Origin of the sequence: Flagellimonas sp. (assembly GCF_965601775.1) — a bacterium.
In the GTDB taxonomy this organism is placed as follows: domain Bacteria; phylum Bacteroidota; class Bacteroidia; order Flavobacteriales; family Flavobacteriaceae; genus Flagellimonas.
Window position 1 is genome coordinate 2,190,890 of record NZ_OZ271837.1, and the last position, 15,045, is coordinate 2,205,934.

Here is a 15,045-nt window from a genome sequence, read left to right on the forward strand (position 1 = left end):
TAGCTAAGCTTTAACGTAGTTTAGGCGTTTACCTTGCTCATTTGTTTCAAAAAGCTAGTAATCTTCTTCTTTAAATCGCTGGAGGCTTCAACAAGGGGCAGGCGCACCACTGCTTTGCTTAATCCATGATGCTCAAAAATACTCTTTACCCCAGCAGGATTGCCCTCTTGAAAAATAAGATGCATCAGTGGTAGCAATTGATGATGGATTTGAAAGGCATCCTTAGCCTCTTGAGCCAAACCTAGCCGAATCATCTGAGAAAACTCCTGGGGCAATGCCTGACCCAGAACTGAAATGACACCAGCACCCCCAGACAAAACCGTGGGTAAAGCGGTGAAATCGTCACCAGAAATCACCAAAAAGTTTTCAGGTTTGGTACGTAGAATGTCATCTATTTGAATCGAGTTTGCACAAGCTTCCTTGATTCCAATGATATTTTCAAAATCCCGGGCAAGTCTTACTGTAGTTTCAGGAAGCATATTACTACCTGTCCTAGACGGTACATTATATAAAATAATGGGTTTTGGACTAGCCTGGGCCAATACTTTAAAATGCTGATATATGCCTTCTTGGGTAGGTTTGTTGTACGCTGGAGAAACAGAAAGAACCGCATCATATTCTGATAAATCCGTACTTCTAAGTTCCTCAGTTATCACTATGGTATTGTTTCCTCCAATTCCCAGAACTAAAGGCAATCTACCTGCATTGACTTGGCTAACTTTTTGGGCTACTTGTTTTTTCTCTTCCTTGCTAAGGGTGACGGATTCACCGGTAGTGCCCAAAACCACCAAATAATCCACACCACCTTTTATAGCATGCTCAACGATACGTTCGAGTGCGGTAAAATCCACTGCACCCCTTTCATCAAATGGTGTCACTAAGGCCACACCTGTTCCCCAAAACTGTTCCACTATATTTCGCTTAATACCTTTAAATATTTTTTCAACTCACTCTTGAACATATTAAAATCCTTGAAAGGAGTATTCAATATTAAATCATTGAATTTAGGGTCTAGAGACCCAAAACCAACTTTTAATCTGGAAGGGGTTCGAATGGAAAGTAACTTCATCATTAAATTATCATCTTCATAATAGTTTATGACCAAATCATATTCCCTTCCTAAAAATTCAAGAACATAACCGTTTTCAATATCACCTTTCCAACCCAAATCCTTATCAGAAAAAATTTGGATGGCGTAGGGCGATGTATTGTCAAAATCCCGCTTGTACCCAATAATTTTTATAGCGTTGGGTCTAAGGGAAAATTCATCAATTAATTCATAGAACCTTTCCCCGTCAGGAAATTTGTCCAAATCAACAATACATCCTACACTGGTAACTCCCTTGTCCCGATTAACCAAAACAGGAGGTCTTTCCATCTCCTCTTGTAAGTACTTTTGTCCGGATTTAACTTTAAATTTATCTTGGAGTCCTTTGAAAAACATTTTTTTCGCCCATTTTTGCAAAGGTAAATATTCTACCAAGATTACTTTACAAAGATAAACAAGGTGCTAAATCCAAAAATAAAACATTTTGTTATAATTATAACACTGCTTTCTTTTGCTTGCAAGCAAGAAAAAAGTCATCTTACTAGAATTGAAGGTACCCAACTGGATATTGATACGGCACTTGCTGGAGTTGACTCCATTCAGCGTTTCATTGACCCCTATAAAAAAAGAGTAGAAGATGTTTTGGACAGCACCCTGGCCTATGCTCCCAAATCTTTACTTCTTAATGACGGTGTTCGAAATACCTCTATGGGCAATTTTTTGGCTGATTTAATTTTTGAAGAAACCGAACCCATTGTGCAACGCAAAATTGGCAAACAGCTTGATTTTGTGGTTATGAACAGAGGCGGTATTCGTTCCATTCTATCCCAAGGGAATGTTTCTGCCAGAAATGGGTATCAAATTATGCCCTTTGAAAACTATATCTCCGTCGTCAAGCTCTCAGGAACACAAGTAAGGGAATTGATTCTTTTCCTAACCCAATCCAAACGAGCCCATGCCTTTTCAGGAATGGAAATCGTGCTAGATTCTTCCGGGGCCTTGGAGTCTGTCAATATTCAAGGAAGTCCCTTTGATGAAAGTAGACATTATTATGTAGCCACTTCTGATTATTTGGTCTCAGGTGGCGCGGACATTGGTTTTTTCCCTGAAGTAGATTCTATTTTAGATACTGAATACCTTCTCAGAAATGCAATTATTGATCATTTTAAAAAGAAGGACACCATTACCGCCAAGGTAGACGACCGCTTTGTTCAACTGAATTAAAATGAAAAGAAGGGATTTTTTACGGAATACAGCTGCCACCTCCACTCTATTGACCTTGGGGGGCTTGGGACTTGAATCGTGCAGTTCACTTGGAAAAAAACATGTGACTATTCTTCACACAAATGATGTACACAGTCATATTGAGCCTTTCCCAAGTAGTCATTCCCGATGGGCCAATTTAGGAGGTGTGGCCAGAAGAGCGGATTTGGTAGCCAAGATACGAAACGAAAATCCCAACACTCTCCTTTTGGACGCCGGTGATATTTTCCAAGGCACACCTTTTTTCAACTTTTACGGAGGTGAGCTGGAATTCAAACTAATGAGCAAGTTGAAATACGATGCCGCAACCATTGGAAACCATGATTTTGATAATGGCATTGATGGGCTTTTGGCACAAGTGCCTCACGCAAGTTTCCAACTACTTTCGGCCAATTATGATTTTTCCAATACGGTCATGGACGGTTTTGTGAAACCCTATTCCATCTTCAATCTGGATGGTTTAAAAATAGGGGTGTATGGTATTGGTATTGAACTCGATGGTCTGGTATTGAAAAAAATGTATAAAGAGACTCAATACCTCAATCCATATGAGTTAGCACTGGATTCCGAACGCAAGCTCAAAGAAGAAGAAAATTGCGACTTGATTATTTGTCTTTCCCATTTAGGTTACAACTACCAGAACCCTGAAAGACCATCAGATACTCAATTAGCAAAGCGGACGGAACACACCCATCTAATTATTGGCGGTCATACCCATACTTTTTTGGAGAAACCAGAAGTGCACACCAACAAAGCGGGCAATTCGGTATTGGTAAATCAAGTGGGTTGCTATGGCATTCATTTAGGACGTATTGATTTTTATTTTGAATCGGGAAAAGTTACGTCTAATGGTGTGAGCATTCAGGTATAGAACCATTCACACATCCTTTGTATCCACCAACACATATTCAAGTAGATTTTTGTTTGATTTATACTAACTTAATTGAAAGTAAATCCTTCAAAAAATCAACCTCATGGATAACGTACAAATCTTCTGGGACCCCAATGGTATCGAGCTAGAACAATTAGGTAAAAAGACAAAATCGGGAGACCCAGCAGATGGGGATACCCCATTTGTACGAATGCCCATTCGAATGCTGGGTATAGACACCCCCGAAACCAACTACCAAGGCGGAGAAGCGACTGCAAATACCAAATTTGCCGAGTTGAAAACCTTACTGGAATCCGGTAATTATGATAATTGGATTGATGCAGACCTCAAAGCAATGCTCTTGCCCAAACTTTTGAATGCGGGTACACTGCAAATCAATCAGGGTCAGCAAGCCAAAGATTTTTTCAAACAAATCTTGGACCAACGTTTAAAAAAGCCCAATGGAAACAATCGAAGTTTGTTTATTCGAGCCGCGGATGACCATTTTGATAGTTTTGGGCGTTTGTTGGCTTACATCGCTCCAAGTTATACCAAAAGCGAACTCGCAACGATTACTGCGGATGACCGGAAAACCTTCAATCTTCTTATGTTGGAATCTGGTTGGGCAGCCAGTATTATCATTTATCCCAACCTACCCAAAAACAGCGACCTGCGCATGGCACGAACAGGGGTGAAAAACGCCCTAGAAAACGGTTTGGGTGCTTGGGCAGATTCTAAAATGTTGACTGGCTATGAATATCGTATGTGTTTAAAACTGCATTCCGCCCTTAAGAAAGCAAAGGCCAGTGAAGGTTTCTTTATCAAAGAGTCCAGTTGGGTGCAACGCTTTTGTGTGGATATGACCACCTTAAAAGTGTATACTCCCCAAAAGTATCACAAAGTGGAACCCTATAATCGGCTCTTTTTATGGTCCAAAGACGTTCGAAAGGCTGTTGGGGAATTAAATCTTAAAGCTGCTGAATAGTTGCCCTAAAGGACTGAAAAAAGTTTTTCAGCCTAATATCGCCAACACCATTTCTTTAAATTCCTCTTCCAAACTACATTTTGGAAAAGGTTGTCCTGCTTGGCGATACCAATAGCCTGCATTCCAATCATCCCCTTCCTTGCGGTGTAGATACGCGTGAATCCAACTACCCATTGGGGTATGTAAATCTTGAGCGATATGGTGTGAAGCATTCCAATTTCCTTTTCCATCCCACCACAGAGACTGCAATGCTAAGGACCAATCGCTAGCAGGAGAACTGTTTTCCAAAGTCTGCAGAAAAGTTTCAAAATCCTTAGGTTTCATTACTCCAGTTTCAATAAAAACTCCTGTTCCGAAATAATAGGGACTCCGAGGGTTTCGGCCTTGGTTTTCTTACTGGGTCCCATATTGGCTCCAGCCACCAAAAAACTGGTTTTTGAGGATATGGAAGAGGCTACTTTGCCCCCATTATCCTCAATCATTTTTTTTAGGTCATTTCTGCTGATATTTTCGAATACGCCAGAAACCACAAAGGTCTGACCCTTTAGTTTTTCAGTCTGTCCTTCCAATTGCTCTTCGGAAAGCGAAAATTGCAATCCATAGGATTTTAGTCTGTCGACAATTTGGATGTTGGCCAGATTCCCGAAAAACTGTACCACACTTTCCGCAATACGGCCCCCTATTTCATCCACAGCAACCAATTCTTCTTCCGAAGCGGCCATAAGTGCATCAATATTTTTATACGCCTTCGCTAATTTTTTGGCTACGGTCTCCCCCACATAACGGATTCCCAATGCAAACAGTACCCTTTCAAACGGGATAAGCTTAGAAGCCGCTACCCCATTTACCAAATTCTCTGCCGACTTTTCTGCCATTCGCTCCAGGGGCATAACTTGTTCCTTGGTTAAGGTGTACAAATCCGCATAATTAGCAATCAACCCTTCCTTGAAAAGCAATTCAACGGTTTCTCCTCCCAAACCTTCAATATCCATAGCCTTTCTGGAAATGAAATGTTGGATACGACCGGTAATTTGAGGTGGACAACTAGTATCATTTGGGCAAAAATGCTGGGCCTCTCCCTCTTTTCGGATCAATTCGGTACCGCATTCCGGACAATGGGTGATGTATTGGGTAGGTACGGACGAAGCTAGGCGTTTGGTAAAGTCAACTCCAATAATCTTCGGTATAATCTCCCCTCCTTTTTCCACAAAAACGGTATCGCCTTCACGGATATCCAGTTTTGCAATCTGGTCTGCGTTATGCAATGAGGCGCGTTTTACGGTTGTGCCTCCCAACAAAACCGGTTCTAAATTCGCGACTGGGGTAATGGCTCCGGTACGACCCACTTGGTAGGTAATTTCGTTTAAGACTGTGGAAACCTGTTCGGCCTTAAACTTGTATGCCATAGCCCATCTTGGGGCTTTTGCTGTATGTCCCAACTCCTCTTGATGTCGAAGATTGTTTACCTTGATGACCACACCATCCGTTTCATACGGTAAATCATGGCGATGTACATCCCAGTACTCAACAAACTCCAATACTTCATCAATAGATTTACACAGTTTGGCGACAGTAGGAACTTTGAATCCCCATCTACGTGCCTTTTCCAGTGCTTCAAACTGGGAACTAATACCCAACTTTTCTCCAGCTAAATTATACAACAAGCATTCCAACGGACGTTTCGCCACTAAAGCACTATCCTGCAATTTCAAACTTCCTGATGCCGTATTTCGTGGATTCATATAGGGTTCTTCCCCATTCGCAATACGCTCTTTGTTCATTTGGGCAAAACCCTCAAGGGTCAAAATAATTTCGCCCCTTATATCGAATTTCGGTGGATAATCTCCCTTTAATTGTAGGGGTACGGATTTTATGGTCTTAATATTAGTGGTCACGTCATCCCCTTGAAAACCATCACCCCGGGTAACTGCTCTTGCCAATTTACCTTCCTCATAGGTAAGGCTAATCGATGCACCATCATATTTTAGCTCGCAGGTGTATTCAACATCAACATTACCCAAAATACGCTGAATACGCTTTTCCCAATCCTCCAAATCCTCCTTGGAATATGAATTATCCAAAGAGTACATTCGATGCACATGCTTTACCGTTTCAAAGTTCTTGGTGACCGCACCCCCAACCCGTAAAGTGGGCGATGTAGGGTCATGAAACTCAGGATGTGCTTCTTCCAAAGTCTGTAATTCTTTAAGTTTCATATCGAACTCATAATCGGAAACGGTAGGCTTGTCGAGTATGTAATAATTGTAGTTGTGTTCTCTCAATTCATCACGAAGAGCAATAATTTTTTCTTGGGTGGTCATCGTTTTTTGGCTTTTAGCATTCTGTCATTTCCAAAGATGTCTTTGCGCAGTTCAATTTCTAAAAAATTATGCGCTTCTAAAAGTGCTTGGGTTTCTTGTCCTAAGTATTGATTGATTTCTAAATACAACAACCCGTTATCCTTTAAGTATTTGGAAGCAAATTGGGCTATAGCTTCATAGAAAATTAGCGGTTTTTCATCCGGGACAAATAATGCCATTTCCGGTTCAAACTTTTTAACGTTATTTTCGATTTTAGATTTTTCCATCTCTCTCACATAAGGTGGGTTGGATACGATGATATCAAATTCAAGCTCAAGTTTTAAACTAAAATCAAGAATATTATGTTGGTGAAACGTAACCTCCGCTTTGTTTTTCGCAGCATTTTCTTTAGCTACTTTAAGTGCTTGGCTTGAAATATCTAAAGCATGCACCTCAAGGTTTGGAAGATTCTTAGCCAAAGCTACCGGAATACAACCGCTTCCTGTGCCTATGTCTAAAACCTTTATATCTGATGTCTGATGTCCGATGTCTGATGTCTGACTACTGATATCATCAAGAACCCAATGGACCAACTCTTCAGTTTCCGGTCTGGGTATAAGGACATGTTCATTCACCTGAAACTCCAAATCCATAAAATGGGTTTTCCCTAAAACATACTGTAGCGGTATTTCCTGCTTCAAAGAGGATAGGGTTCTAAAGAGGGGTTCTTCCTCACCTTTGGTAAGGGTAAACTGTGGTTGTATTACGAGTACAAACCGCTCCAAACCCAAATGGTGTTCAATGGACCTGTAGAAAAGATGGTCAATCTCTTCTTTGGGATAGATTTTGCCCAGTTCTTTGTGATAAATGGATTTGATTTCAGAAAGCAGCATCAGCTACAGGTATTTTATCATAAACACGGGGCAGGAATAGTGTCCAGTGTCCCCCAGCCGTTCCTCGATAAATTGAAACCCATTTTTTTCATATAAACTGTGTGCTGCTTTCATATTGGGCATAGTTTCCAAATAGCAAGCTTCAAAACCAAAATCCCGTGCAGAATTCAAACAGGTACGCATCAACTGTTTAGACAAACCTCGACCTCTGGCATTTTGGGATACATACATTTTTTGGAGTTCACAGATGTTTTCTTCTGCCTTTTGCAAGGGTGCAATACCGGCGCAACCCAAAATTTCACCATTTTTTTCCGCCACAAAATAGGTAGACCTTGTCTTCTGGTATTCCCTATGCATATTATCAAGGGATTTATCTTCATAAGCGGAACCCACTTTGGGCACACCCATTTCCAACAAAATAGTCCGAATAAGCATGGCTATTTTCTCATTGTCTTCGGGTAGTATTTCACGAATTATTAGTTCCTCCACAGTGTAGTATAATGTTCTATTTTTGCGACGTGAAGATACATGAAAATTACATCCGTAGATGTATCCAATTGGGCGAACACGGGCTAGGCAACACAGCACCAAATCCTATGGTGGGTTGTGTAATAGTACATGGTGAAACTATTATTGGAGAAGGATTTACAAGCCCTTATGGCGGACCCCATGCCGAAGTAAATGCTGTTGCATCTGTAAATGATAAAACATTGTTGACCCAATGCACCCTGTACGTCACCCTTGAACCCTGTTCACATTATGGCAAGACACCTCCCTGTGTCAATCTGATTCTGGAACATCGGATTCCTAAAGTGGTTATTGGGATTCAAGACCCTCACGATAAGGTGGCCGGAAAAGGTATTCAAAAATTAAGGGAAGCTGGTTGTGAGGTGATTGTGGGTGTTCTGGAAGCTGAGTGTCGGTGGCATCACCGACGCTTTTTGAGTCTTCAGGAAAAAAAGAGACCTTATATTATCTTAAAATGGGCGGAAACCCAAAATGGATTCATTGCTCCGTCTAAGGCTGTAAGAAGTAAAAATCCGGAACCCTATTGGATAACCAACCCCAATTCCAGACAATTGGTCCATCAATGGCGAAGTGAGGAACAGGCGATTCTGGTTGGAACCAATACAGTTTTGGAGGACAATCCAAAACTCAATGTACGGAGTTGGAAAGGTTCAAATCCGATTCGGGTGGTCATCGATAGAGATTTAAAGATTCCACATCAGTATAATGTATTGGACTCAGAAGTGAAAACCATTGTCCTGACACAGGTAGATGACGATTCAAAATGTGTAAAAGGAGTTGAATACGAGGTTATTGATTTTACCGATAATGTGGTTCAAGAGATTTGTGATGTGCTAAATCGACACTGCATAACCAGTCTCATTGTAGAAGGGGGAACCCAAACCCTTCAATCTTTTATTGATTCTGGGATTTGGGATGAAGCCCGCATTTTTAAGGGTGACCAAACCTTTAGTGAAGGACTTCCTGCACCAAAAATCATTGCGACACGTATAGCCAAGCAAAAGATATTTTCAGATACTTTAAGCGTACTCACTCCATGATTAAAAACATTATCCTCGATTTTGGAGACATTTTTATCAATTTGGATAAAGAAGCTATTGCTAGGGAGATGCAATCTTTTGGTTTTAATGAAATTACTGTTGAGTTGGGTTCCTTGTTTAAAGCTTATGAAAAAGGGAACGTATCCTCGGAAGAATTTCTAGACACCGTATCAAGGCATTTTCCTTCGGCTTCTACTTCCGATTTGATTAATGCATGGAATGCGATTTTTTTGGATTTTCCCGCACAGCGGTTGGAATTTATTGAGCAATTGGCCAGGGAAAATACATACCGCCTGTTTTTATTGAGCAACACCAACGACATCCATATTGAATTTGTAAAACAACAAATGGGAATGGCAGATTACAATCGATTTAAAAACGCTTTCGAGGTATTTTATCTTTCTTACGAAATGGGAATGCGCAAACCCGACACTGAAATCTTCGAGTACGTGCTTCGCGAAAATAATCTGGACGCTTCCGAAACGCTATTCGTGGACGATATGCCGGAAAACACAGATACAGCGGCATCAATAGGCATCGTTACATGGAACCTCAAAGTAGGCCAAGAGGATATTACCCAACTCAAATCCCGACTATAGATGCTGGCACTTATACTTAGTGTACTTTGTTCCACACTTATTCTTGTAATTTTTAAGTTATACGCCGTGTATGGGGTACAGACCTTATATGCGATTATAGTGAATTACATTACCGCTTGCTGCACAGGTCTTCTTTTTTACCAAGGTTCCACCACGGTTGGGGATATTTTGGAGAAACCTTGGGTTTTAGGAACGGTCGCATTGGGAGTACTTTTTATCGTGGTCTTCAATATCATTGCAAAAACATCTCAGGTTGCTGGAGTTTCGGTAGCCTCCGTTGCCACAAAAATGTCACTTGTGATTCCTGTAATTTTTGGAGTATTTCTTTATCAGGAAAAACTCTCTACGGTTCAGGTTGTTGGTATTCTTTTGGCCTTGGCGGCGGTTTACTTTACTTCCGTTAAGCAGGAAACTCGAAATATTTCAAGTAGGGTCTTGATTCTTCCCCTGTTGGCTTTTTTGGGCTCAGGGGTTATTGATGCGCTTATCAAGTATTTTGAAGAAATCCATTTAACGGATGAGGAGCTTCCTATTTTTTCGGCCGTGGTTTTTGGCGCTGCTGCAGTAACTGGAATGGTGTTTATCGGTGTGAACACTTTCAAAAAACCATTAAGAGTCAATTCCAGAAATATTTTAGGAGGCATCGCTTTAGGAGTACCCAATTACTTTTCCATCTTCTTTTTGGTTAGAGCTCTCCAAAATGAACAGTTTACAAGTGCAGCCATTTTTACCATGAACAATGTCGCCATTGTAATGGTATCCACCTTGATAGGAGTATGGTTTTTTAAGGAATCCATGTCGATAAAGAATTGGGGAGGTATAGCCTTGGCTATTGTGAGTATTGTTTTAGTAGCACTTTTTTAATTGAATATGAGTGATAGCTATAAGACTTTGCAAAAGCCGTCTCCTGAAATTCTATATAAAGAGAAAAAGAGCAAGTTCTTTGGATATGCATTTCCCATATCATCAGAAGATGAGGTAAAACCAATTTTGGATATTCTAACTAAACAGCATCCCTCGGCGAATCATATTTGTTACGCTTGGCAATTGGGTGTTGAATTGGTAAGATACAGGGCCAATGATGATGGTGAACCCAATAATTCTGCGGGCATGCCCATCTATGGGCAAATTCAGTCCTTTGAAATAACCGATGTGCTCGTTGCAGTGGTCCGGTATTTTGGCGGAGTCAAATTAGGGGTTGGGGGTCTTATCCAGGCATATCGTGAAACGGCGAAATTGGCTTTGGAGGCATCCAGCATTGTGGAATGCATACAATATGTAAAAATGAGCTTGTATTTTGAATATGCCTCTATGAACAAAGTCATGCGGATTGTAAAGCAACACAAAATCCGAGTTTTGTCGCAGAAAATGGAATTAAGCTGTGAATTGGGTATTTCGGTTCAAAAAAGTACAGCTGAGGAAGTAAAGCAACTTTTTCAAGAGCTTCCAGGGATTAAAATCATATAATCAGCTTATTTTTTCCAAAATGTAGTCTGGGCATCGTGTGGGTCTTTGGGTCTCCATATCCATGAAGGCCAAAACGGTGTTTGCTTTTACCAGTAATTCCTGTTTTTCATTTACTATATGATAGTCAAATTCAATCTTAACTGTAGGGGTTTTCACCAAGCGAGTTTCTACGGTGAGCAGGTCATCATAGTAAGCGGATTTTTTATATTCCAATTGTAAGGAAATTACGGGTAACATGATTCCATTTTCCTCCATGCTCCGATAACTTATACCCAAGGCTCTCAACCACTCCACACGACCCATTTCCAAGTACTGTGCATAATTGCCATGGTAGACCACTCCCATCTGGTCCGTCTCCCCGTAACGCACCCGAAAAGAAAATGAATTTTGTCGCATATATTAAGGGAAAAATTTTATATTTAGAGACTTGGTTAACATTAAGGAAACATGCGAAAAAAAAACAAAACTTTCAACAGGAATTTGATTTTTTTTTTAAAAAGTTTGTTCACATATTTGTCGCATCCAACGAGCATCTTTCAACCCTAGATGCTCTTAGCAAATAAATTATTTAGCTAACCAACAAACAAGGAAAAACTTTTATGAGTGTCACTGCAAATTCCGTATGGAACAAATGTTTGGCTTTTATCCAGGATAATATCCAACCGCAGGCATTCAAAACTTGGTTTGAGCCTATTAAGCCTATCAGATTAACAGATAATTCGCTCAGCATTCAAGTTCCCAGTAAGTTTTTCTATGAATGGCTTGAAGAACACTACGTTAAACTATTAAAAGTTGCCCTCACTAAAGAATTAGGAAAAAACGCCAAACTCATCTATATCATAAAGATGGAAAATAAATACGGCAATAAAGAACCTTTTACAGAACAGATTCCCAGTTCAAACAGAACGGCAATGGCTCCTCAAGAATTGGATGTTCCCATAACCTCCAAAAGTCCTGAATTAAAGAATCCTTTTATAATTCCTGGCATTCGAAATATAAAAATCGAATCGCAGCTCAATCCAGGTTATAATTTTGAAAATTTCTTGGAAGGGGATTCCAATCGTTTGGCACGCTCTGCAGGTATGGCCGTAGCCAACAAACCTGGTGGCACATCCTTTAATCCCTTACTGGTATTTGGTGGGGTTGGTTTGGGTAAAACCCACCTGGCCCATGCTATTGGTGTTGAAATAAAGGATAAATACCCAGAGAAGACGGTTCTCTATATATCTGCTGAGAAATTTACCCAGCAGTATATTGAGTCCGTTAAAAAGAACACGCGTAACGATTTCATTCATTTTTATCAGCTAATTGATGTATTGATTATCGACGATGTTCAATTTCTCTCCGGAAAATCTGGAACACAAGATGTGTTCTTCCATATTTTCAATCATTTGCACCAAAACGGAAAGCAGGTCATATTAACCTCGGATAAAGCACCCGTGGACATGCAGGACATAGAACAACGCTTATTGTCTCGATTTAAGTGGGGACTTTCGGCGGAATTGCAAAGTCCTGATTATGAAACCCGGGTTTCAATTCTTAAAAACAAGCTTTATCGTGATGGGGTGGAAATGCCTGAGGATATTGTAGATCACGTTGCCAAAAATATCAAGACCAACATCCGTGAGCTGGAAGGAGCGATAATCTCGCTGATTGCGCAATCGTCATTTAATAAGCGAGAGGTGACATTGGAATTGGCACAGCAAGTGGTTGAGAAGTTCGTTAAAAATACCAAACGCGAAGTTTCTATCGACTATATCCAAAAGGTAGTTTCTGACTACTTCGAAATGGATGTGGCCACACTTCAATCCAAAACGCGTAAGCGACATATTGTTCAGGCCCGTCAGTTGGCCATGTTCTTTGCCAAAAAGTTCACCAAGGCTTCCTTGGCAAGTATCGGTTCCCAAATTGGCAAGCGGGACCATGCCACCGTGTTGCATGCCTGTAAAACCGTGGATAATCTTGCTGAAACCGACAAACAATTCAGAAAATATATTGAGGACTTGAACAAGAAGTTCTCTTAATCTCCTTTTTTATTGATGAAAACCAAGGTTTTAATGGTTTGCCTCGGAAATATTTGTAGGTCGCCATTGGCTGAAGGTATTCTCAAATCCAAAGTAGACTCAGATAAGGTTTATGTCGACTCTGCGGGAACGGCCGGATATCATATTGGAAATCCTCCAGACCCACGTTCCATTTGGGTTGCAAGAAATCACGGTTTAGAGATTGGTCAGCAAAGATGTCGTAAATTTTCTGTTGGAGATTTTGAAGAGTTTGACCACATCTATGTCATGGATAAAAGTAATTTTTCCAATGTTCTTAATTTGGCTACTTCTGAACATCAAATTAAAAAAGTGAAGTTGCTATTAAGTGAATTAGCCCATGGCATCCAAGAAGTTCCCGATCCCTATTACGGAGGAGATGATGGATTTGAAAAAGTGTATCAGCTTATCGATTCCGCCTGCGACGAAATCGTTACAAAATTGAATCTTAATGGATGAAAATAAACCCAGTCCCAGTTTAGTCGCTGGTAAAGTATATCTTATTCCCACAACCTTAGGGGACAATGCTCCTTTGGAAGTGCTCCCAATTTCCATTAAAAGGACGATTGAGAATATTGATTACTATGTGGTTGAAAACGAGAAAACGGCCCGAAGATTCATAAAGAAAGTAAGCCCAGGTAAATCCCAAGGGGATATTCAGATTGAGACAATCAATAAATATACAGACCCTGCTGCCATCCCAGCTTTTTTGGACCCTTGTATCCATGGGGATGACGTAGGTGTGCTTTCCGAAGCAGGTTGTCCCGGAATTGCCGACCCAGGAGCCGATATTGTGAGAATAGCCCACGAGAAACGAATTCAAGTTGTTCCACTGGTAGGGCCTTCTTCCATATTGATGGCCATGATGTCTAGTGGTATGAATGGCCAGAATTTCGCGTTCAATGGGTATCTGCCCATTGAAGGTCCAGAACGCAAAGCTATGATCAAACGCTTGGAACGCCTATCCCGGGAAACCGGACAATCTCAAATTTTTATGGAGACCCCCTACCGAAATGACAAACTATTGGCAGAATTGACCAAAACCCTTCAAAGAAGTACTCGATTATGTATTGCTACAGATATTACCTTGCCCACCGAGTTCATAAAAACCAAAATTGTACATGAATGGAAGGAATTGGAAATTGATTTGAACAAAAGACCTACCATTTTTATCATTCAGGCATAAAAAAACCCGGCCTCAAAATTGAAACCGGGTAATCGTTATGATTAAAAAACTTCTGTATTATACTTTTGCGTTACGTTTTTGATGAATCTCTGAAACATCAAACCCACCGAATCTTTTCATATAGTAGGAAATGGTAGTTCCGTAAGCGTCAGCAACATCATTCTTACCATACGATCGCAGGTATTTTTTTACGTTGCCTGCACCGGCTAAGTGTGCTGCTGCTAGAATACCCGATTCGGTAATTTCAATTCCACGGATTCGCTTTCCATTAAATTGCTTAATGTCTCTTCGCAAAATCCATTTATTACGGGCTACGTTTACTTCAAAGACCCTTTCCTGTAGCGGGGCGTTATTCAAAAAATCGTCGGTGTCATATACACCTATCAATTTCAAAGTGCTTCGTCCAAACTGATACTTTCCAAGATAACCCAAGGTATTCACTACTTGATAGCGTCCTTGTGACTCTTTAAAAGCCAAGGCCTCCTTGAAGCCGTTGTACGATTTGCCCAAAAAGGGCGGAGCAATAGCAGTTTCCCGTATCGAATCCAATTCGCTGGAAACTGTAGGTTCAATTTCTAGTGTCACTCGGAGGTTTTCAGGAACTTTGGGGTATTCCTTTTTAGTTACCGAGTACGAGCCGAAACTCGTTAAAATGACAATCATGGCAAGATGCAAAATAAAACTAATCCATCTTTTCATAATTCACATATTTAAGATTTCAATGCTAAGCGCACCGAAATTTTATTTTGGCCGGCAAATATAGTGGGAGACTTTTTGTTAACAATGTTAAAGCTCCTAATATTTTCATAAAAGGAGCCCAAAT

18 protein-coding genes are annotated in these 15,045 nt (G+C 40.6%); 10 read left to right on the top strand and 8 right to left on the bottom strand.

Annotation, left to right across the window (positions count from 1 at the left end; all coding sequences use genetic code 11):
• Positions 1-20: 20 nt before the first annotated feature.
• Positions 21-911: a 4-hydroxy-tetrahydrodipicolinate synthase gene (dapA, locus tag ACSLUF_RS10010; protein WP_435622642.1), complete on the bottom strand. Its 891-nt coding sequence runs from the start codon at positions 909-911 to the stop codon at positions 21-23.
• Positions 911-1,444: a DUF6913 domain-containing protein gene (locus ACSLUF_RS10015; protein WP_435622643.1), complete on the bottom strand. Its 534-nt coding sequence runs from the start codon at positions 1,442-1,444 to the stop codon at positions 911-913. Before ACSLUF_RS10015 ends, dapA begins: the two co-directional genes overlap by 1 nt.
• Positions 1,445-1,507: 63 nt before the next feature.
• Between ACSLUF_RS10015 and ACSLUF_RS10020 the strand changes: the two genes are divergently transcribed.
• The 3 genes from ACSLUF_RS10020 (at position 1,508) to ACSLUF_RS10030 (ending at position 4,167) form a co-directional block, all read left to right on the top strand.
• Entirely contained in the window at positions 1,508-2,272 is a 765-nt protein-coding gene (locus ACSLUF_RS10020; protein WP_435622644.1) for a 5'-nucleotidase C-terminal domain-containing protein, read from the top strand.
• Position 2,273: 1 nt separating this feature from the next.
• The gene (locus ACSLUF_RS10025) at positions 2,274-3,182 is read left to right on the top strand and encodes a bifunctional metallophosphatase/5'-nucleotidase (protein WP_435622645.1); all 909 of its coding nucleotides are present in this window, start codon (positions 2,274-2,276) and stop codon (positions 3,180-3,182) included.
• Positions 3,183-3,285: 103 nt separating this feature from the next.
• Entirely contained in the window at positions 3,286-4,167 is an 882-nt protein-coding gene (locus ACSLUF_RS10030; protein WP_435622646.1) for a thermonuclease family protein, read from the top strand.
• Positions 4,168-4,194: 27 nt separating this feature from the next.
• On the opposite strand, the gene ACSLUF_RS10035 is transcribed toward ACSLUF_RS10030, so the two are convergent.
• The 4 genes from ACSLUF_RS10035 to ACSLUF_RS10050 are packed head-to-tail and all read right to left on the bottom strand — an operon-like array spanning position 4,195 to position 7,849.
• Positions 4,195-4,491: a hypothetical protein gene (locus tag ACSLUF_RS10035; protein ID WP_435622647.1), complete on the bottom strand. Its 297-nt coding sequence runs from the start codon at positions 4,489-4,491 to the stop codon at positions 4,195-4,197.
• Positions 4,491-6,488: an NAD-dependent DNA ligase LigA gene (gene ligA / locus ACSLUF_RS10040; protein ID WP_435622648.1), complete on the bottom strand. Its 1,998-nt coding sequence runs from the start codon at positions 6,486-6,488 to the stop codon at positions 4,491-4,493. The genes ACSLUF_RS10035 and ligA overlap by 1 nt, the downstream gene beginning before the upstream one ends.
• Entirely contained in the window at positions 6,485-7,360 is an 876-nt protein-coding gene (gene prmC / locus ACSLUF_RS10045; RefSeq protein ID WP_435622649.1) for a peptide chain release factor N(5)-glutamine methyltransferase, read from the bottom strand. The genes ligA and prmC overlap by 4 nt, the downstream gene beginning before the upstream one ends.
• A gap of 3 nt (positions 7,361-7,363) precedes the next feature.
• On the bottom strand, positions 7,364-7,849 hold the full coding sequence (locus ACSLUF_RS10050) for a GNAT family N-acetyltransferase (RefSeq protein ID WP_435622650.1): 486 nt from the start codon (positions 7,847-7,849) through the stop codon (positions 7,364-7,366).
• A 29-nt stretch (positions 7,850-7,878) separates the two neighbouring features.
• On the opposite strand from ACSLUF_RS10050, the gene ribD reads away from it, so the two are divergent.
• The 4 genes from ribD to ACSLUF_RS10070 are packed head-to-tail and all read left to right on the top strand — an operon-like array spanning position 7,879 to position 10,994.
• Positions 7,879-8,928 carry a bifunctional diaminohydroxyphosphoribosylaminopyrimidine deaminase/5-amino-6-(5-phosphoribosylamino)uracil reductase RibD gene (gene ribD / locus ACSLUF_RS10055; RefSeq protein ID WP_435622651.1) on the top strand — a complete coding sequence of 350 codons (1,050 nt, stop codon included), beginning with the start codon at positions 7,879-7,881 and terminating at the stop codon, positions 8,926-8,928.
• Positions 8,925-9,527, top strand: coding sequence for an HAD family hydrolase (locus ACSLUF_RS10060; protein ID WP_435622652.1), 603 nt, complete (start codon positions 8,925-8,927; stop codon positions 9,525-9,527). Before ribD ends, ACSLUF_RS10060 begins: the two co-directional genes overlap by 4 nt.
• Positions 9,528-10,391: an EamA family transporter gene (locus ACSLUF_RS10065; protein WP_435622653.1), complete on the top strand. Its 864-nt coding sequence runs from the start codon at positions 9,528-9,530 to the stop codon at positions 10,389-10,391.
• Positions 10,392-10,397: 6 nt separating this feature from the next.
• Complete coding sequence (locus ACSLUF_RS10070; RefSeq protein ID WP_435622654.1) at positions 10,398-10,994, top strand: IMPACT family protein; 597 nt, start codon at positions 10,398-10,400, stop codon at positions 10,992-10,994.
• Here ACSLUF_RS10070 and ACSLUF_RS10075 read toward each other — a convergent pair whose 3' ends face one another.
• The gene (locus ACSLUF_RS10075) at positions 10,995-11,390 is read right to left on the bottom strand and encodes an acyl-CoA thioesterase (RefSeq protein ID WP_435622655.1); all 396 of its coding nucleotides are present in this window, start codon (positions 11,388-11,390) and stop codon (positions 10,995-10,997) included.
• Positions 11,391-11,593: 203 nt separating this feature from the next.
• Here ACSLUF_RS10075 and dnaA point away from each other — a divergent pair, with 203 nt between their 5' ends.
• From dnaA to ACSLUF_RS10090, 3 genes are read left to right on the top strand one after another with little or no spacing between them, the layout of a single operon-like run.
• Entirely contained in the window at positions 11,594-13,018 is a 1,425-nt protein-coding gene (dnaA, locus tag ACSLUF_RS10080; RefSeq protein ID WP_435622656.1) for a chromosomal replication initiator protein DnaA, read from the top strand.
• Between the two features lie 15 nt (positions 13,019-13,033).
• Positions 13,034-13,495 (top strand): low molecular weight protein-tyrosine-phosphatase, encoded by a 462-nt coding sequence (locus tag ACSLUF_RS10085; protein WP_435622657.1) that lies wholly within the window; start codon positions 13,034-13,036, stop codon positions 13,493-13,495.
• On the top strand, positions 13,488-14,222 hold the full coding sequence (locus ACSLUF_RS10090; protein ID WP_435622658.1) for an SAM-dependent methyltransferase: 735 nt from the start codon (positions 13,488-13,490) through the stop codon (positions 14,220-14,222). The genes ACSLUF_RS10085 and ACSLUF_RS10090 overlap by 8 nt, the downstream gene beginning before the upstream one ends.
• Positions 14,223-14,279: 57 nt before the next feature.
• On the opposite strand, the gene ACSLUF_RS10095 is transcribed toward ACSLUF_RS10090, so the two are convergent.
• Positions 14,280-14,921 (bottom strand): hypothetical protein, encoded by a 642-nt coding sequence (locus ACSLUF_RS10095; protein WP_435622659.1) that lies wholly within the window; start codon positions 14,919-14,921, stop codon positions 14,280-14,282.
• Between the last annotated feature and the right edge of the window lie 124 nt (positions 14,922-15,045).